Source organism: Acidovorax sp. SDU_ACID1, assembly GCF_045291395.1.
Taxonomy (GTDB): Bacteria; Pseudomonadota; Gammaproteobacteria; order Burkholderiales; family Burkholderiaceae_C; genus MR-S7.
The window spans coordinates 38,140-55,179 of the sequence record NZ_CP152342.1 but is presented as its reverse complement, the minus strand read 5'-3'; the positions used below and the strand labels follow the sequence as shown (position 1 = coordinate 55,179).

Below are 17,040 nucleotides of genomic sequence, written 5' to 3'. Positions count from 1 at the left end.
TCTCGCGGGCTTTTCCATGGGAATGGCGCTTGGCGCGCTTACTGCGAGGCGCCGGACGCAGGTGCCGCTGCGGGCTCGGGCGCATGCACGGCATCCACGCCGTGCTTTTCCCCGCTCATGTCCACCTGGTCGCCGGCCTTCATGATCACGAACAACGCAATCGCCGCGAACACCACGAATCCCACCACGATCTTCCACATGCTCATCTCCTGATCAAAGTATTGTCGAAACACAAGGCCGCCAATGAAAAAGGCCTCACACGGAAGGTGTGAGGCCTGTTGTGGCTCAAGCCCCACCACATTGGATCAGGCTTGGATTGCAGGCAGCTTACGCTGCCGCGCCATCAGAAGTTGTGGCGCATGCCCAGGGCGATGGAGCTGAAGTCCTGGTCGGCAGTGCCCTTGTAGGCAAACGTGCCGTTGTTCACGCGGGTGTAGTAGCCGTACAGCTTGGTGCGCTTGCTCAGGTTGTAGTTGTAGCCCAGGGTCCACTGCGTTGCGTCCGTATCGGAACCGAGCCTGCTCCACTTGCCGGCGCGGCCCACGTTCACGTGGAATTCGGATGCGCCCAGAGCGTACATACCCGAAAGGCGGAAATTGTTGCGGGTGCCTGCGCCGCCAGCCACGAACTGGTTGTCGTCCTTGTTGCGCTGGTAGTAGCCGCCGACCGTAAATTGGCCGAAGGTGTACAGGGCGCGCAGGCCGAATTGGTTGTTGCTGTTGACCGCGCTATAGCCGGCACCCAGGTGCAGGGCGCCAACGTTGTAGTTGGCGGCCAAGTCAAACCCATTCTTCTGGGGAAGAGGCGTCGACACGCCGTTCACCACGTCGACGGTTCTTTCATGCAGCGAAACCGCAGCATCGACGGTCAGCCCGCCGAGGCTGGGAGTACGGTAGCCGACCTTGTTACGCGTGCTCATGCCGCCGAACCACACGGGGTCGTAGTACAGAGCGTCGGAGGAAGAACCCGTGTCATGGTTGTGCATGCTCACGTAATCGGCCGTGGCGTAGTACGACTCGGGGGTGAAGTTGCCCAGGCGGATCATGCCGAAGCCGCCCGACAGGTTCACTTCGCTCTGGCGGGCGAAGGTCATGCCGGTGGTGGGGTGGGTCCAGCCGGAACCCGAACCATCGTCGGAATTGAAGCCGCTTTCCAGCACGAAGCCGGCCTTCAGGCCGCCACCCAAGTCTTCCGTGCCACGGATGCCCCAGCGGGAGCTGTTGTTGAACAGGCCGGTCTTGGAGACGTCGCCGTCCTTCTGGTGCTCAACGGTGGTGTTCACGCGGCCGTAGAGAGTCACGCTGCTTTGTGCGAAGACAGCGGAGGTGCCCAGCAGAGCCAGGGTTGCGAGCAGCAAACGACTTGGTTTTTGCATGTGATTTCCTTGAATGCTTGTGTCCATCGGGTGGGTAGGCACAGTCCGCCGCCTGCGTTTGGCCGGTGAGCCCTTGTGCGACTACGAACTCAAATTCTAGGTGTAACGATCTGGTTAAGACACACGATTGTCACTTTCGGAATCCCCCTGACGTTTTGCCGCCACACTTTCCATTCGATGGAAGGTGTGGCGGCAACGGCCCGGGCTTGCAGGCCCGGACAGGGAGGCAGAAGCCGCAGGGCTTCAGTCGTCGGCGTAGATGTCCACGTCCTTGGTTTCGCGGATGAACAGCGTGCCAATCACCGCGGTCATGCCGGCGATGACGATGGGGTACCACAGGCCGTTGTACATGTTGCCGGTGGAGGCCACGATGGCGAACGAGGTGGTGGGCAGCAGGCCGCCGAACCAGCCGTTGCCGATGTGGTAGGGCAGGCTCATGGAGGTGTAACGGATGCGCGTGGGGAACAGTTCCACCAGCATCGCGGCGATGGGGCCGTACACCATGGTCACCAGGATCACGAGGTAGGTCAGGATGACCAGCATCATGATCTTGTTCATCTTGGCGGGGTCGGCCTTGGCGGGGTAGCCGGCGGCCTTCAGGTCGTCGCTCATTTCCTTCTTGAAGGCGGCGATGGCCTTGGTGCTTTCCTCGTCGAACTTGTGGTTGACCACGTTGCCGGTGGGCGCGGTGACGGTCTTGTCGCCGATCTTCACGACGGCCGGGCTGCCGGCGGGGCCGGCGGCGTTCTCATAGCTGACCGAGTTCTGCACCAGGTAGCGCTTGGCGATGTCGCAGGAGCTCTTGAAGTCGATCTCGCGCGCCACGGGGTTGCCCTGGAACGAGCAGGTGGCGGGATCGGCCGTCACCACCACGCCGGCGGTGGCCTGGGCGTTGGCGAGGTCGGGGTTGGCGGCGCCGGTGAGGGCCTTGAACACGGGGAAGTAGGTCAGCACGGCCAGCACGCAGCCCAGCATGATGATGGGCTTGCGGCCGATCTTGTCGGACAGCGTACCGAAGATCACGAAGAACGGCGTGCCGATCAGCAGCGCGGCGGCGATCAGCAGGTTGGCCGTGACGGCATCCACCTTGAGCTGCTGCGTGAGGAAGAACAGCGCGTAGAACTGGCCCGTGTACCACACGACGGCCTGGCCGGCGGTCAGGCCGATCAGCGCCAGGATCACGATCTTGAGGTTCTTCCACTGGCCGAAGGATTCGGCCAGCGGCGCCTTGGAGGTCTTGCCCTCGGCCTTCATCTTCTGGAAGGCGGGCGACTCCGACAGCGACAGGCGGATCCACACCGAGATGCCCAGCAGCAGGATGGACACCAGGAACGGGATGCGCCAGCCCCAGTCGTTGAACACTGCCTCGCCCAGCGCGGTGCGGGTGCCCAGGATCACCAGCAGCGACAGGAACAGGCCCAGCGTGGCGGTGGTCTGGATCCAGGAGGTGTAGGCACCGCGGCGGCCGTGCGGCGCGTGCTCGGCCACGTAGGTGGCCGCGCCGCCGTACTCGCCGCCGAGCGCCAAGCCCTGCAGCATGCGCAGCGCGATCAGGATCACGGGAGCGGCCACGCCGATGCTGGCGTAGTTGGGCAGGATACCGACGATGAAGGTCGACACGCCCATGATCAGGATGGTGACCAGGAAGGTGTACTTGCGGCCGATCATGTCGCCCAGGCGGCCGAACACCAGCGCGCCGAAGGGACGCACCAGGAAGCCCGCGGCGAAGGCCAGCAACGCGAAGATGAACGCGGCGCCGGCGTCCAGGCCGCTGAAGAACTGCTTGGCGATGATGGCCGCGAGCGAGCCGTAGAGATAGAAGTCATACCACTCGAAAACGGTGCCGAGCGATGACGCGAAGATCACCTTCTTTTCTTCCGGCGACATGGGCCGGTGTGCAGTGCTGGTAGCCATGTGTGCTGTCTCCTGCTTGTTGGGATGGGAAATCGGATGCGCGGAAAAATGCGCGAAAACCAAAGGGCCTGTAAGCACTTCTGCGGTGCCTGCTGCGCAATATCCGATCGCCGTCTGACCGAAAGCTGACATGCGCCGCGGGCCTGCGGAGCGGGCCGCTTACGCATGCCTGACAAACTCAGGTGCAACCCTCGCATTCCGTTTCTTGATGTGAGAATCCGGGGCCCACGGCGGTGCCGCACCGCTTCGGCCTGGGGAGAAGTTCAGGGTTAACCCGGTGTTTTGACGCAGGGTTTGCCCTTGCTAGGACAAACCCTTGATTCCTGACAAGGCGTTGTAAGCATCCCTCCCCCGTACCGGCAGGCCCGGGCAAGCGGGGCGTTCAGCCCTTGGCGGGCAGGCCAGAGGGCACGCGCGGCACGGCATCCCAGGCGGGGCCATCGAACCAGCTGTCTCCATCCAGATAGGCGCGCAGCATGGGCAGGCCGTCCAGCCCCCAGAACAGCCGTCCGTCGACCTCGTAGGCCGGAACGCCGAACACGCCGTGCGCCGTGGCGGCGTCGGTGTTCGCACGCAGGAGCGCCTTGGCCTGCGCGCCCGTGCCCTCGGGGTCGGGGCGCAGTTGCTCGGCCAGCGCTCCGGCCAGGGCGTCCAGGCGCGCGGGGTCCAGGGCATCGTGCCCGCCCAGCCACACATGGCGCAACACCGTGCCGGCGACGAAGCGGTTCACGGTGCCGTCGTCGCTGCAGGCCAATGCCTGGCGCAGCAGCGGCAGCGGGTTGAACGGATGGCGCGCCGGCATGTCCAGGCCGCAGCCCTGGGCATGGCCCAGCCAGGACACGTGGCGGTAGGTCCAGTCCCGCTTCGGGGGAATGCCCGCCGGGCCGGGGTTGCCGTGCTGCTGCAGCAGCGCGCCCAGCAGCACGGGGCGGTAGTGCAGGTGGTAGCTCAGGCCCTCCAGCACCTGCGGCAGGCGCTCGAAGGCCAGCCAGGCGTAAGGGGAGACGAAGTCCAGGTAGAACGTGATGTGCTTCATGCCAGTTCCTCGGGTGGGGTGACGCCCGCGCGGCGCAGCAGCGCGGCCCAGATGACGCGCCGCTCCGCGCCGCTGGCCTTGGACCAGGCGCGGATCTCGTCCAGCGTACGGAAGCACCCTTCGCAGTGGCTGCGGTCCGGCGTCATGCGGCACACGGACACGCAGGGCGAAGGCACTTCGGATTCAATGCCGAATTGGCCTGCAGCGCTTATTTGACAAGCGCGAGCAGCTATCAAACTTGAAGCACTCATACCGCAGGCGCCTGCACCACGTCGGCCACGGGCGCGCCAGTGAGCGCCTCCAGGTCCTGCGGGCGCAGCTGGAACACGCCGTGCGGGTGCCCCGCGGCGGCCCAGATCACGTCGAAACGGAACAGCTCGCGGTCGATCAGCGTGACGGGCGCGGTGGCATGGGCCACGGGCGAGACGCCGCCGATGGTGAAGCCGGTCTTGGCCTTGACGAACTCGGCGTCGGCGCGGCCGGTCTTGCCCACGAGCGCATCGACCTTCTTCTCGTCCACGCGCCGGTCGCCCGAGGCGATGACGAGCACCGCCGCGTCGTCGCTCTTGCGGCGGAAGATGATGCTCTTGGCGATCTGGCCCACGGCGATGCCCAGCGCATCGGCCGCCTGCTGGGCCGTGCGCGCCGCATCGTCGAGCATGACGGGCGCATGCGGATGGCCCCGGCCCGCGAGCGCCGCGGCCACGCGCTGCACGCCCTCGGGCAGTGCTGTCAGTTCGGCTCCGAACATGGCTCAGCCCGCCCGCTTGTTCAGCAGCGCCACGGCCACCCGGGAGTTGGGCTTGCGGTCCAGGAAACCGCTGATGTAGGCCCCCGCGTCGACGAGCTTGTCCAGGTCGATGCCCGTCTCGATGCCCATGCCGTGCAGCAGGTAGACCACGTCTTCGGTCGCCACGTTGCCCGTGGCGCCCTTGGCGTAGGGGCAGCCGCCTAGGCCGGCGATGGAGGACTGGAAGTTCCACACGCCCAGCTCCAGCGCGGCCAGCGTGTTGGAGAGCGCCTGGCCGTAGGTGTCGTGGAAGTGGCCCGAGACGTCGTCGATGCCGAAATGCGCGAGCGTGGCCTCGAACGCCGCCTGCACCTTGCGCGGCGTGCCCACGCCGATGGTGTCGGCCACGTCCACGCGCTCCACGCCGATGCCCTTCATCAGCCCGGCTAGGTAGCCCACGCGCGCGGGCGCGACGTCGCCCTCGTACGGGCAGCCCACGGTGCAGCTCATCGCGCCGCGCACGCGGATGCCAGCCGCGCGCGCGGCTTCCACCACGGGCGCGAAGCGCTCGATGCTCTCAGCGATGGAGCAGTTGATGTTCTTCTGGCTGAACGCCTCGCTGGCTGCGCCAAAGACGACGATCTCGTCAGGTCGGTCGGACACCGCGGCCTCAAAGCCTTTCATGTTGGGCGTGAGTACCGAGTAGCGCACGCCCGGCTTGCGCTGCATGCCCGCCATCACCTCGTGGTTGTCGGCCATCTGCGGCACCCACTTGGGCGACACGTAGCTCGTGACCTCGATCTCCTGGAGGCCTGTCTCCTGCAGGCGGTGCACCAGGCCGATCTTGATCTCGGCCGGCACGGGCGTCTTTTCGTTCTGCAGTCCGTCGCGCGGGCCGACGTCGATCAGCCTGACGCGGGCGGGAATGTTCGGGTTCATCGGGAGTCTCCTGGCTGGGTTGTCAATAGCCGCGCGCGGTGTCGACGGCGCCCGCGACGGCCTCGCCGCGCTCCATCGCCGCTATCTTGCCGGCGATCTGCGCGATGCTCTCGTCGCGCAGGGTGCGCGCCGAGGTATGGGGGGTGATGGTGATCTTCGGGTGGTTCCAGAACGGGTGGCCGGCCGGCAGCGGCTCGGTGCGGAACACGTCGAGCGTGGCGCCCGCCACGTGGCCCTCCTCGATCAGCGCGAGCAGGTCTTCCTCGACCAGGTGTGCGCCGCGCGCCACGTTGATGACGTAGGCGCCAGGCTTCAGGCGCGCGAGCGTGTCGCGGCGCATGATGCCCTGCGTCTCGGGCGTGAGCGGCAGCAGGTTGACGAGCACGCGCGTGGCGGCCAGGAATTCGCTGAAGCCCTCGGCGCCGCTGTAGGTGCGCACGCCCGCGACGGCCTTGGGCGAGCGGCTCCAGCCGAGCACGGGAAAGTCGAACTGCGCCACCGTGCGCGCCACGCGCTCGCCCAGCACGCCCAGGCCCATCACGCCCACGGGGAAGTCCTGGCGCCGCGGCGGCTTGAGATAGCCCCAGCGGCCAGCGCGCATCTGGGCCTCGTACTGGTCCAGCTCGCGGAAATGGCGGATCAGCGCATGGCTCACGTATTCAGCCATCTGCACCGCCATGCCCGCGTCGTCGAGCCGCACCACGCGCATGGACGGCGGCAGGCGCAGGCGCAGCAGCCCGTCCACCCCTGCGCCGATGTTGCACAGCGCGCGCAGGGCGGGCTGCTCGTCGATGAACTGCTGGGGCGGCGCCCAGACCACGGCGTAGTCCGCCTGCGGCGCACCCGGCTGCCAGACGCTGATGTCCGCCCGCGGCAGCGCGGCCGCCAGGCCCTGCAGCCAGGGCTCGGCCTTGGTATCGGTACAGCAAAAAGTGATCTTCATGGCGCCCGAGCGTACCGCGCCTGGCCGGCGCGCGCCGTCACTCCGAGGAAAGCCTGAGCAGCTCCGCGCCGTCCATCACCTGATCGCCCGGCGCGTAGAGCAGCTCGGCCACCACGCCGTCGGCAGGCGCGGCGATGGTGTGCTCCATCTTCATCGCCTCCATCACGGCCAGGGCCTGGCCCTTCTTGACCGCGTCGCCCGCCTTCACGGCGAACGACACCACCTTGCCCGGCATGGGAGCCGTCAAGCGGCCGCCCTCGCCCTGCGTATCGCCCGCGTGGGCCAGCAGGTCCAGCGCCTCGATGCGCGTGGCGCCGCGCGGGGTGAAGACGTGGTCGCTCTCGCCCTGCGCGTACACCACGGCGCGCGTGCGCCGGCCGGCGTAGCGTAGGTCGATGGCGCCGCCGCCCAGCGGCGTGAAGGACAGCGGCCCTTCGACAGCGGCGTCGCCCTCGCCTACGCTCAAGTGGTGGTCACCGCCCTGGGCGCCGTACGTGAGCCATGCCTTGGCGTGCGCGCCGCCGAAGTCGAATTCGAAACGGCGCCGGCAGGCGCCCAGCGAGCGCCAGCCGTCGCGGCGGCTGAAGGGGCTGGCGCCCTCCTCGGCCCGCTCGCGCAGCAGCGCACACGCCACGGCGGCGGCAGCCGCCAGCGGCAACCCCACCGGTTCCTGGCGGAACAGCGCGGCCTCCTCCCGCTGGATCAGCGCGGTGTCGAGCCGGGCGGAGGCGAACGCATCGCTGCGGCACACGTAGCGCAGGAACTGCACGTTGGTCGCCAGTCCCACGATGTGGGTCTGCGCCAGAGCCTCGTCCAGCCGCGCCAGCGCCTGTGCGCGCGTGTCGCCGTGCACGATGAGCTTGGCGATCATGGAGTCGTAGAACGGGCTGATCGCGTCGCCTTCGCGCACGCCGTCGTCGATGCGCACCGTGCCGCGCTCGAAGCTGGTGCACGCGGGCTTGCGGTAGACCGCCAGCGTCCCGGTGGCGGGCAGGAAGTTGTTGTCGGGGTTCTCGGCGCAGATGCGCGCCTCGATGGCATGGCCGATGATCCGCAGCTCGTCCTGGCGCTTGGGCAGGGGCTGGCCGCTGGCCACGCGCAGCTGCCACTCCACCAGGTCCTCGCCCGTGATGGCCTCGGTCACCGGATGCTCCACCTGCAGGCGGGTGTTCATCTCCATGAAGTAGAACTTCATCTGGTCGGGCGCGTCGTAGCCGCCCGGCTGCTCCACGATGAACTCCACCGTGCCCGCGCCCACGTAGCCCACGGCCTGGGCCGCTGCCACGGCGGCCTCGCCCATCTGGCGGCGCAGGGCCTCGGTCATGCCGGGCGCGGGTGCTTCCTCCAGCACCTTCTGGTGGCGGCGCTGCACGGAGCAGTCGCGCTCGAACAGGTAGACGCAGTTGCCCTGCGTGTCGCCGAACACCTGGATCTCGATGTGGCGCGGGCGCAGCACGTACTTCTCGACCAGCACCGCGTCGTTGCCGAAGCTGTTGATGGCCTCGCGCTGGCAGTTCGCCAAGGCGGCCGCGAAGTCCTCGCTCTTTTCCACCAGCCGCATACCCTTGCCGCCGCCGCCCGCGCTGGCCTTGATGAGCACGGGGTAGCCGATGCGGTCGGCCTCGCGCTGCAGCAGTTGCGGATCCTGATCCTCACCCTGGTAGCCGGGCACCAGCGGCACGCCCGCCTTGGCCATCAGGCGCTTGGACTCGGCCTTGAGCCCCATGGCGGAAATGGCCGAGGCTGGCGGGCCGATGAAGACCAGCCCCGCCGCGGCGCAGGCCTGGGCGAAGTCCTCGTTCTCGCTCAGGAAGCCGTAGCCGGGGTGGATGGCCTGCGCGCCCGTGGCCTGCGCGGCCTCGATGATGCGTTCCCAGCGCAGGTAGCTGTCCCTGGGCGCGCTGCCGCCGATGTGCACGGACTCGTCGCACACGGCCACGTGCTTGGCCTGGGCATCGGCGTCGGAATACACGGCCACGGTCTTCACGCCCATGCGGCGCGCGGTGGCGGCGACACGGCAAGCGATCTCACCGCGATTGGCAATCAGGATTTTGGAAAACATCTAGGCCACCTTGGGGGAAAAGAAAGACGACAGGCGCCGCACCACGGCGCGCAGGAACTTGAACAGCACGACGAGCAGCAGCACCGAGACGACCAGCACCGCCACGAGCACGACGGCGAACAGCACCGGATGGTTCGTCGCCAGCCACACCATGCCGACGACGAGCCCATCCTCCAGGAACGACAGCCCCCAGTTGGAGAACGGCTCGGGCGAGGTGTTGGCCGCCGCGCGCGTGGTCATCTTGGTGGCCAGCGCCGTGGCCGAGAGCGAGCCGCCCATCAGGCCCGCCGCCACGGCCATGGTGGCGTTGTCGGCGCCGAACACGCCGGCCGCGAGCAGCGCACCCGCCGGCACGCGGATGAAGGCGTGCACCGCGTCCCACGCGCTGTCGAGCCAGGGCACCTTGTCGGCGAAGAACTCCACGAGCAGCATGCAGCCGCTCGCGGTGAGCACGATCGGGTGCTGCAGCACCGCCAGCCCCGGCGGCAGCGGGAACCAGCCGGCCACGCCCATCAGCCCGACGATGAAGACCACGGCGTACAGGCGCACGCCGCTGGCCCAGCCTAGCACGGCGGCGAGCGCGAGCAGGCTGGGCATGTCGAGCTGCTGCGTGGCGCGCGCGGCTCCGTCGGCCACCGCCTGCGCGGTGCCTGCATCGACGTGCAGGCCCACGGTGTGGAGCCACTGCACGATCTGGAGCCACCAAGCGTCCATGGTCAGAGCCAGTTCGGCTTGCGCTTTTGCAGGAAGGACTGCACGCCTTCGCGGCCCTCGTCGCTCGCGCGGATGTCGGTGATGCCGTCCACGGTGGCGGCGATCAGGCTGGCATTGATTTCACGCTCGGCCACATCCAGCACCAGCCGCTTGCAGGCGCGCACGGCGTTGGGGCTCGCGCTGGTCAGCGCCTTGAGCAGCTCATGAACCTTGGCGTCGAGCTGATCCGCTGCCACCACTTCGTGCACGAAGCCGATGCGCAGCGCCTCGGCCGCGCCGAAGCGCTCGGCCGTGAGGAAGTAGCGGTGCGCCGCGCGCGCGCCCATGGCGCGGATCACGTAGGGGCTGATGGTGGCGGGGATCAGGCCGATCTTCACTTCGCTCAGGCAAAAGCTCGCCGTCTCCGCCGCCACGGCCATGTCGCAGCAGGCCACCAGGCCCATGCCGCCCGCGTACACGTCGCCCTGCACGCGGGCGATGGTCGGCTTGGGGCATTCGTAGATCACGCGCAGCATCTCGGCGAGCTTGCCCGCGTCGGCCACGTTTTCCTCGCGCGTGTAGTCGGCCATGCGGCGCATCCAGTTGAGGTTGGCGCCCGCGCAGAAGGCCGGGCCCTCGGCGGCGAGCACCACGGCGCGCACATCGGGCCGCGCGCCCACTTCGATGAAGGCGGCGGTGATCTCGGCGATGACCTCGTCGCTGAAGGCGTTGCGCACCTCGGGCTGGGTCAGGGTGATGGTGGCGCGGTGGCCTTCGTAGCGGATGGTGAGAGCGCTCATGGGGTCGCCTCCTTACATGCGGAACACGCCGAATTTCATGTCTTCGACCGGCGCGTGGCGCGCGGCGGCCAGCCCCAGCGCCAGCACGCGGCGCGTGTCGGCCGGGTCGATGATGCCGTCGTCCCACAGGCGCGCGGTGGCGTAGTAGGGGTGCCCCTGGTCTTCGTACTGGCGGCGGATGGGGGCCTTGAAGGCTTCTTCCTCCTCCATGCTCCAGGTGCCGCCCTTGGCTTCGATGCCGTCGCGCTTGACGGTGGCGAGCACGCTCGCGGCCTGCTCGCCGCCCATCACGCTGATGCGCGCGTTGGGCCACATCCAGAGGAAGCGCGGCGAGTACGCGCGGCCGCACATGCCGTAGTTGCCGGCGCCGAAGCTGCCGCCGATGATGACGGTGAACTTGGGGACATTGGCCGTGGCCACGGCCGTGACCATCTTGGCGCCGTGGCGCGCGATGCCCTCGTTCTCGTACTTGCGCCCGACCATGAAGCCGGTGATGTTCTGCAGGAAGACCAGCGGGATCTTGCGCTGGCAGCACAGCTCGATGAAGTGCGCGCCCTTCTGCGCGCTTTCGCTGAACAGGATGCCGTTGTTGGCCACGATGCCCACGGGCATGCCCTCGATGCGCGCGAAGCCGCAAACCAGGGTGTTGCCGAAGCGGGCCTTGAATTCGTCGAACGCACTGCCGTCGACGATGCGGGCGATGATCTCGCGCACGTCGAAGGGCTTGCGCGTGTCGGTGGGGATCACGCCGTAGAGTTCTTCCGCTGCATATTTAGGAGCTTCCGGCGCTTGTCCATCAAGCGCTGGAGCCTGATTTGCATTCAAATTCGCCACGGCCGCGCGCGCCAGCGCCAGCGCGTGCATGTCGTTCTGCGCCAGGTGGTCGGCCACGCCCGAGAGGCGCGTGTGCACGTCGCCGCCGCCCAGGTCCTCCGCCGTGACGACCTCGCCCGTGGCGGCCTTCACCAGCGGCGGGCCGCCCAGGAAGATGGTGCCCTGGTTCTTGACGATGATGGATTCGTCGCTCATCGCGGGCACGTAGGCGCCGCCGGCCGTGCACGAGCCCATCACCACGGCGATCTGCGCGATGCCTTGCGCGCTCATGTTGGCCTGGTTGTAGAAGATGCGGCCGAAGTGGTCGCGGTCGGGAAAGACCTCGTCCTGGTTGGGCAGGTTGGCGCCGCCCGAATCGACGAGGTAGATGCACGGCAGCCGGTTCTGCTGCGCCACCTCCTGCGCGCGCAGGTGCTTCTTGACGCTGATGGGGTAGTAGGTGCCACCCTTCACCGTGGCGTCGTTGCACACGATCATGCAGTCCACGCCGTTCACGCGGCCGATGCCGGCGATCACGCCCGCGCCGGGTGCGTCGTTGCCATACATGTTCAGCGCGGCCAGCGGCGAGAGTTCGAGGAAGGGCGTGCCGGGGTCGAGCAGCATCTCCACGCGCTCGCGCGGCAGCAGCTTGCCGCGCGCCACGTGCTTGGCGCGCGCGGACTCGCCGCCGCCCAGGGCCATGCGGCCGACGTGATCCTTCAGGTCTTGCACCACGGCGCGCATGGCGGCGGCATTGGCGGCGAAATCGGCGGAGCGGGGGTTGAGCTGGGATTCCAGGATCGGCATGGGCGGGCTTTCCGGCGAGGTACGAGTTGCACGATTGTGGGGCGATGCGCGGCGCGAGTCACCCGTGGTTCCCCGCCAGGCAGGTTGCAAATCGCGCCACCCGTCCGCCCGGCATGCGGCACACTGGGCGCCATGCAGACGCCACCCGCCCAGCCCCTCGTGGCCGCCACGCCCATCGCCTTCGTGCAGGCCATCCTGCGCGCCTACGAGCGCCACGGACAGCCGCGAGAGGCCGCGCTCCTGGCGCTGGAGAGGGCGCGGATCGCGCCAGAGCAACTGGCCGACCCCGGCGCGCGCATCACCGCCTGGCAGATGCAGCAGCTCTCCGACCACGCGATGCGCGCGCTGGACGACGAGGCCCTGGGCTGGTTCAGCCGCCGCCTGCCCTGGGGCAGCTACGGCATGCTCGCGCGCGCCAGCCTCAGCGCGCCCACGCTGCGGGTGGCGCTGGCGCGCTGGTGCCGGCACCACGGCCTGATCGCGCCCGACATCGTGCTCACGCTGCACGGCGAGGGCGGCGTGGCGCACATCGAGATCACCGAGCTGGACAGCCTGCCGCCCGGCATGCGCGAGTTCTGCCTGGTCTCGGTGCTGCGCAACATCCACGGGCTGGCCTGCTGGTACATCGACTCGCGCATCCCGCTGCTGGGCGCACGCTTTCCCTTCGCCGCGCCCGCGCATGCGCCGGCCTATGCGGTGCTGTTCCACGGCGGCACCGCCTTCCAGGCCGCGCACGCGGCCATTTCCTTCGACGCGCAGTACCTGCAACTGCCGCTGCGGCGCGACGAGCGCGCGCTGCGCCAGATGCTGCAGAACGCCCTGCCGCTCACGGTGCTGCAGTACCGACGCGACCGCCTGCTGGTGCAGCGCGTGCGCCAGCTGCTGCAGGACGAACCCGGCGCCATGCACAGCGCCGAGGCCCTGGGCGCGCGCCTGCACATGTCCCCGCGCACGCTGCACCGCCAGCTCAAGGACGAGGGCGCCACGCTGCAGGCCCTGAAGGACGAGGTGCGCCGCCACCGCGCCACCGAGCTGCTGCTGCGCAGCCGCCGCCCCGTCAAGCAGGTGGCCGAGGCGGCGGGATTCCAGAGCGAGAAGAGCTTCATCCGCGCCTTCAAGGGCTGGACGGGCCAGTCGCCGGCCGAGTTCCGCAAGCAGGCTCCATCGGCAACCCGCATGGCGCACGCGGCAACCCCGGCCGGTTGACAGCCGCCCGCCCCGGCGGCCACGATGCACGCCACCATGATCGTCCTACACCACTGCGTCAGCGCCCGCTCCTTCCGCCCCCTGTGGATGCTGGAGGAGCTGGGCGTGCCCTACCGCCTGCGCATGCTGCCCTTTCCGCCGCGCGTGCTGGCCCGCCCGTTCCTGCAAGACAACCCGCTGGGCACCGTGCCGCTGCTGGAGGACGGCGCCACGCGCATGACCGAGTCGGCCGCCATGTGCCAGTACCTCGCGGCGCGCCACGGCGATGGGCGCCTCGACGTGGCCGTGGACGACCCGGCCTATGGCAGCTACCTGAACTGGCTGCACATGAGCGACGCCACGCTCACCTTCCCGCAGACGCTGGTGCTGCGCTACACCCACTTCGAGCCCCCGGAGCGCCTTCAGCCCCAGGTGGCGCAGGACTACGCGCGCTGGTTCCTCGCGCGGCTGCGCGCCGTGGATGCGGCGCTGCAGCAGGGCGAATTCCTCTGCGCCGGCCACTTCACCGCCGCCGACGTGGCCGTGGCCTACGCGCTGCACCTGGCGCAGCACCTGGGCCTGGACGCGCAGTTCCCGCCCGCCGTCACCGCCTATTGGCAGCGGCTGCAGGCACGCCCCGCATTCCAGCGCGCGCTGCAGGCGCAGCACCGCGCCGCGCTGGAGCAAGGCGTAGACCCCACCCCTTCACCCGACCTGCGCCCGGCATGACCACCACCGACACCTTCGACTACGTCATCGTCGGCGCCGGCATGGCCGGCTGCCTGCTGGCCCACCGCCTGAGCGAGGACGGTCGCCACAGCGTGTGCCTGCTCGAATCGGGCCCGCCCGACAGCCACCCGTTCATCCACATCCCGGCCGGTTTCATCAAGGTGGGCTACGACCCGCGCTACACGTGGCCCTTCGAGACCGCGCCCGGCGAGGGCACGGCGGGCCGGCGCGTGACCACGCGGCTGGGGCGCACGCTGGGCGGCTCCAGCGCCATCAACGGCTTCAACTACACGCGCGGCACCGCCAGCGACTACGACGGCTGGGCGGCCCAGGGCAACCCGGGCTGGAGCTACGCCGAGGTGCTGCCCTGCTTCCAGCGCACCGAGCGGCGCATCGGCGGCGGCAGTGGCGGCGACGGGCCCCACCGCGGGCGCGATGGCCTGCTGCCCATCACCGACTGCGACTGGCGCCACCCGCTGTGCGACGGCTTCATCGCCAGCGCCCATTCCCTGGGCATCGGCCCGGCGGGTGACTACAACCTGGGCGTGCAGGACGGCGCGGGCTACTACCAGCGCTGGATCCACAAGGGCCGCCGCGTGAGTGCGGCGACGGCCTTCCTCAAGCCCGCGCGCGGGCGCACCAACCTCGACGTGCGCACCGGCGCGCACGCCACGGCCATCCTGTTCGAAGGCCGCCGCGCGGTGGGCGTGCAGGTGCGCATGCAGCCGGGCAACGCGCAGCGCACGGTGCGCGCGCGGCGCGAGGTGGTTCTGTGCGCAGGCGCCATCAACAGCCCCAAGCTGCTGCAACTGTCGGGCGTGGGGCCGCTGGAATGGCTGCAGGGCCTGGGCGTGCAACCGGTGCATGCGCTGCCCGGCGTGGGCCAGCGGCTGCGAGACCATTTCATGGTGCGCTCCGTGGTGCGCGTGCAGGGCGCCACCACCATCAACAGCACGGCGCGCGGCTGGCGCCTGGGGCTGGAGATCGGCAAGTGGCTGCTGGGCCGGCCCAGCGTGCTGGCCGTGAGCCCCTCGGTGGCCTATGCGTTCGCGGCGTCCCGGCCGGGGCTGGACGCGGCGGATTTGCAGTTCCACTTCTCGCCGGGCAGCTACGCCTCGGGCATCGCGGGCAAGCTCGACGGCTTTCCGGGCATGACGCTGGGCTTCTACCAGATGCGGCCCGCGAGCCACGGGCATGTGCGGGCACTGTCGGCCGACCCGTTCGAATCGCCGGAAATCCAGCCCGCCTACATGGCGCGCGAGGAAGACCGCCGCGTGGTGATCGACGGCCTGCGCCTCACGCGCCGCATCCTGCACGCGCCGCCGCTGCTGCCCTACGTGCTGCGCGACGAGGCGCCGCCCGCCGAGGCCGTGAGCGACGAGGATTTGCTGGAGTACGCGCGCCAGCGCGGCGGCACGGCCTGGCACTTCATGGGCACCTGCCGCATGGGGCCGGCGGGCGATGCATCAGCTGTCGTGGATGCGCAGTTGCGCGTGCACGGCATCGAGGGGCTGCGCGTGGCCGACGCCTCGGTCATGCCCGCCATGCCCTCGGGCAACACCGGCGCGCCGACGATGATGATCGCGGAGAAGGCGGCCGATCTGCTGCTGCGGGCGTAGCTGTCAGCGCAAACTGTACCTATCGCGATGGATACAGTAGGCTTACATTGCTTCGCTGCACCACATCACCACAGGAGACAAGCCATGACAGGAATCCGCCAGATCGCCCAAGCGGCAGCCGCCGCACTCACGGTGGCCTACGCCTTCGCCGCCCACGCGCAGGACATCAAGATCGGCTACACGGCCGACCAATCCGGCAGCGGCGTGGCCGAGCTGGGCATCGCCGGGCGCTGGGGCTTCGAGGCCGCCATCGAGGACGTCAACAAGGCCGGCGGCATCCTGGGCAAGAAGGTGGTCGGCGTGATCCGCGACGACCAGGGCACACCGCCGAAGGCCATCCAGACGGTGCAGGACCTGCTCGACAGCGAGAAGGTGCAGGCGCTGGTCGGCCCCGCCAACTCGGGCAACGCACTGGCCTGGCTGCACATTCCGCAGCAGAAGAAGATCCCCGTGGTGGTGCCCATCGGCACGGCCACCGAGATCACCACGCGCTACGCCAAGGAGCCGCAGAACTACCTGTTCCGCGTGTCGATGGTGGATCGTGAGCAGGTGTCGCTGCTGGCCGCGTATGCGGTCAAGGCGTCCAAGGACAAGAAGATCGCCGTGCTGGCCGACTCCACCGGCTACGGCCAGGGCGGCATCAAGGACGCGACCGAGGTGCTGGCGCTGCACGGCGTGAAGCCCGTGGCCGTCGAGAAGTACGGCCCCAAGGACACGGACATGACCTCGCAGCTCAACAAGATCAAGGCCGCGGGGGCCGACACCGTCATCATCTACGGCATCGCCGACGGCGCCGCGCAGGTGGTGCGCAGCATGGAGAAGATCAACTACATGCCCGTCACGCTGGGCACCTGGGGCAACCTGAGCTCGCTGTTCCCGAAGATGACCGGCCCCAAGCTGTCCGAGCACCTGATCCTGGCCGCGTCCACCACCGAGGACACCTCCGCCAAGACCAAGGCCCTGGGCGAGCGCGTGCGCAAGAACTTCCCCGCGCTGACCTGCTTCCCCTGCGCCGCGCAGGCCTACGACTCGGTGATGCTGCTGGCCGCCGCGATGAAGCAGGCGAACACCACCGACGGCGAGAAGGTCGCCGCCGCGCTGGAGAACGTCAGCGGCGTACAGGGCGTCATCAAGACCTACGACAAGCCCTTCAGCAAGACCATGCACGAGGGCCTGCACGTGGGCGACTTCTACCTCGCGCGCTGGAAGAACGGCACCGAGGTGCAGCGCTTCCAGGACGACGTGTACAAGTCCCTCACGCCTGCCGATCTCAAGCAGTGAGCTGAAAAACAGGAGCTGCTTGCGCTTGCTACAAGCCGGTTTCAGATGGATTTCATACTGAAACCGTTGTACGACAAGCGCCAGCAGCTCACTTTTTTGATATCTCCAGCGTCA

Annotated in this window: 16 protein-coding genes; 4 read left to right on the top strand and 12 right to left on the bottom strand. The window is 68.8% G+C overall.

The genetic code is table 11. The features are described from left to right. Positions 1 to 38 precede the first annotated feature (38 nt). The 12 genes from AAG689_RS00250 to AAG689_RS00195 all read right to left on the bottom strand — a co-directional run bounded on the left by AAG689_RS00250 (position 39) and on the right by AAG689_RS00195 (position 12,112). Positions 39 to 200, bottom strand: a complete 162-nt coding sequence (locus AAG689_RS00250) for a hypothetical protein (RefSeq protein ID WP_020227779.1) — start codon at positions 198 to 200, stop codon at positions 39 to 41. A gap of 143 nt (positions 201 to 343) precedes the next feature. Continuing rightward, the gene (locus tag AAG689_RS00245; RefSeq protein ID WP_406624296.1) at positions 344 to 1,375 is read right to left on the bottom strand and encodes a porin; all 1,032 of its coding nucleotides are present in this window, start codon (positions 1,373 to 1,375) and stop codon (positions 344 to 346) included. 243 nt (positions 1,376 to 1,618) lie between these two features. Further along, complete coding sequence (locus AAG689_RS00240) at positions 1,619 to 3,289, bottom strand: MFS transporter (RefSeq protein ID WP_034690246.1); 1,671 nt, start codon at positions 3,287 to 3,289, stop codon at positions 1,619 to 1,621. 382 nt (positions 3,290 to 3,671) lie between these two features. Further along, on the bottom strand, positions 3,672 to 4,325 hold the full coding sequence (locus AAG689_RS00235; protein ID WP_406624295.1) for a 2-hydroxychromene-2-carboxylate isomerase: 654 nt from the start codon (positions 4,323 to 4,325) through the stop codon (positions 3,672 to 3,674). Then, positions 4,322 to 4,576: a DUF1289 domain-containing protein gene (locus tag AAG689_RS00230; RefSeq protein ID WP_406624294.1), complete on the bottom strand. Its 255-nt coding sequence runs from the start codon at positions 4,574 to 4,576 to the stop codon at positions 4,322 to 4,324. The genes AAG689_RS00235 and AAG689_RS00230 overlap by 4 nt, the downstream gene beginning before the upstream one ends. Further along, complete coding sequence (locus AAG689_RS00225) at positions 4,573 to 5,076, bottom strand: YbaK/EbsC family protein (RefSeq protein WP_406624293.1); 504 nt, start codon at positions 5,074 to 5,076, stop codon at positions 4,573 to 4,575. Before AAG689_RS00225 ends, AAG689_RS00230 begins: the two co-directional genes overlap by 4 nt. Positions 5,077 to 5,079: 3 nt before the next feature. Then, positions 5,080 to 5,994, bottom strand: coding sequence for a hydroxymethylglutaryl-CoA lyase (locus AAG689_RS00220; protein WP_406624292.1), 915 nt, complete (start codon positions 5,992 to 5,994; stop codon positions 5,080 to 5,082). A gap of 22 nt (positions 5,995 to 6,016) precedes the next feature. Then, positions 6,017 to 6,937 (bottom strand): 2-hydroxyacid dehydrogenase, encoded by a 921-nt coding sequence (locus tag AAG689_RS00215; RefSeq protein ID WP_406624291.1) that lies wholly within the window; start codon positions 6,935 to 6,937, stop codon positions 6,017 to 6,019. Positions 6,938 to 6,974: 37 nt separating this feature from the next. Continuing rightward, complete coding sequence (locus tag AAG689_RS00210) at positions 6,975 to 8,999, bottom strand: acetyl/propionyl/methylcrotonyl-CoA carboxylase subunit alpha (RefSeq protein WP_406624290.1); 2,025 nt, start codon at positions 8,997 to 8,999, stop codon at positions 6,975 to 6,977. Continuing rightward, the gene (locus tag AAG689_RS00205) at positions 9,000 to 9,713 is read right to left on the bottom strand and encodes a DUF4126 domain-containing protein (protein WP_406624289.1); all 714 of its coding nucleotides are present in this window, start codon (positions 9,711 to 9,713) and stop codon (positions 9,000 to 9,002) included. Positions 9,714 to 9,715: 2 nt separating this feature from the next. Continuing rightward, complete coding sequence (locus tag AAG689_RS00200; protein WP_406624288.1) at positions 9,716 to 10,492, bottom strand: enoyl-CoA hydratase/isomerase family protein; 777 nt, start codon at positions 10,490 to 10,492, stop codon at positions 9,716 to 9,718. Between the two features lie 12 nt (positions 10,493 to 10,504). Next, the gene (locus AAG689_RS00195) at positions 10,505 to 12,112 is read right to left on the bottom strand and encodes a carboxyl transferase domain-containing protein (RefSeq protein ID WP_406624287.1); all 1,608 of its coding nucleotides are present in this window, start codon (positions 12,110 to 12,112) and stop codon (positions 10,505 to 10,507) included. A 132-nt stretch (positions 12,113 to 12,244) separates the two neighbouring features. Between AAG689_RS00195 and AAG689_RS00190 the strand changes: the two genes are divergently transcribed. The 4 genes from AAG689_RS00190 to AAG689_RS00175 all read left to right on the top strand — a co-directional run bounded on the left by AAG689_RS00190 (position 12,245) and on the right by AAG689_RS00175 (position 16,926). After that, on the top strand, positions 12,245 to 13,318 hold the full coding sequence (locus tag AAG689_RS00190; RefSeq protein WP_406624286.1) for an AraC family transcriptional regulator: 1,074 nt from the start codon (positions 12,245 to 12,247) through the stop codon (positions 13,316 to 13,318). A 36-nt stretch (positions 13,319 to 13,354) separates the two neighbouring features. Next, positions 13,355 to 14,026, top strand: coding sequence for a glutathione S-transferase family protein (locus AAG689_RS00185; protein ID WP_406624285.1), 672 nt, complete (start codon positions 13,355 to 13,357; stop codon positions 14,024 to 14,026). Then, positions 14,023 to 15,645, top strand: a complete 1,623-nt coding sequence (locus AAG689_RS00180) for a GMC family oxidoreductase (RefSeq protein ID WP_406624284.1) — start codon at positions 14,023 to 14,025, stop codon at positions 15,643 to 15,645. The genes AAG689_RS00185 and AAG689_RS00180 overlap by 4 nt, the downstream gene beginning before the upstream one ends. A gap of 84 nt (positions 15,646 to 15,729) precedes the next feature. Beyond that, positions 15,730 to 16,926, top strand: coding sequence for an ABC transporter substrate-binding protein (locus AAG689_RS00175; protein WP_020227794.1), 1,197 nt, complete (start codon positions 15,730 to 15,732; stop codon positions 16,924 to 16,926). The last annotated feature ends 114 nt before the right edge of the window (positions 16,927 to 17,040 follow it).

Excerpts from the sequence above, each read along its gene's own strand:
- AAG689_RS00230 (WP_406624294.1), bottom strand. The coding sequence starts at position 4,576 with ATGAGTGCTTCAAGTTTGATAGCTGCTCGCGCTTGTCAAATAAGCGCT.
- AAG689_RS00225 (WP_406624293.1), bottom strand. The coding sequence starts at position 5,076 with ATGTTCGGAGCCGAACTGACAGCACTGCCCGAGGGCGTGCAGCGCGTG.
- AAG689_RS00190 (WP_406624286.1), top strand. The coding sequence starts at position 12,245 with ATGCAGACGCCACCCGCCCAGCCCCTCGTGGCCGCCACGCCCATCGCC.
- AAG689_RS00205 (WP_406624289.1), bottom strand. The coding sequence starts at position 9,713 with ATGGACGCTTGGTGGCTCCAGATCGTGCAGTGGCTCCACACCGTGGGC.
- AAG689_RS00215 (WP_406624291.1), bottom strand. The coding sequence starts at position 6,937 with ATGAAGATCACTTTTTGCTGTACCGATACCAAGGCCGAGCCCTGGCTG.
- AAG689_RS00210 (WP_406624290.1), bottom strand. The coding sequence starts at position 8,999 with ATGTTTTCCAAAATCCTGATTGCCAATCGCGGTGAGATCGCTTGCCGT.
- AAG689_RS00240 (WP_034690246.1), bottom strand. The coding sequence starts at position 3,289 with ATGGCTACCAGCACTGCACACCGGCCCATGTCGCCGGAAGAAAAGAAG.
- AAG689_RS00235 (WP_406624295.1), bottom strand. The coding sequence starts at position 4,325 with ATGAAGCACATCACGTTCTACCTGGACTTCGTCTCCCCTTACGCCTGG.
- AAG689_RS00185 (WP_406624285.1), top strand. The coding sequence starts at position 13,355 with ATGATCGTCCTACACCACTGCGTCAGCGCCCGCTCCTTCCGCCCCCTG.
- AAG689_RS00175 (WP_020227794.1), top strand. The coding sequence starts at position 15,730 with ATGACAGGAATCCGCCAGATCGCCCAAGCGGCAGCCGCCGCACTCACG.
- AAG689_RS00220 (WP_406624292.1), bottom strand. The coding sequence starts at position 5,994 with ATGAACCCGAACATTCCCGCCCGCGTCAGGCTGATCGACGTCGGCCCG.
- AAG689_RS00250 (WP_020227779.1), bottom strand. The coding sequence starts at position 200 with ATGTGGAAGATCGTGGTGGGATTCGTGGTGTTCGCGGCGATTGCGTTG.
- AAG689_RS00200 (WP_406624288.1), bottom strand. The coding sequence starts at position 10,492 with ATGAGCGCTCTCACCATCCGCTACGAAGGCCACCGCGCCACCATCACC.
- AAG689_RS00180 (WP_406624284.1), top strand. The coding sequence starts at position 14,023 with ATGACCACCACCGACACCTTCGACTACGTCATCGTCGGCGCCGGCATG.
- AAG689_RS00195 (WP_406624287.1), bottom strand. The coding sequence starts at position 12,112 with ATGCCGATCCTGGAATCCCAGCTCAACCCCCGCTCCGCCGATTTCGCC.
- AAG689_RS00245 (WP_406624296.1), bottom strand. The coding sequence starts at position 1,375 with ATGCAAAAACCAAGTCGTTTGCTGCTCGCAACCCTGGCTCTGCTGGGC.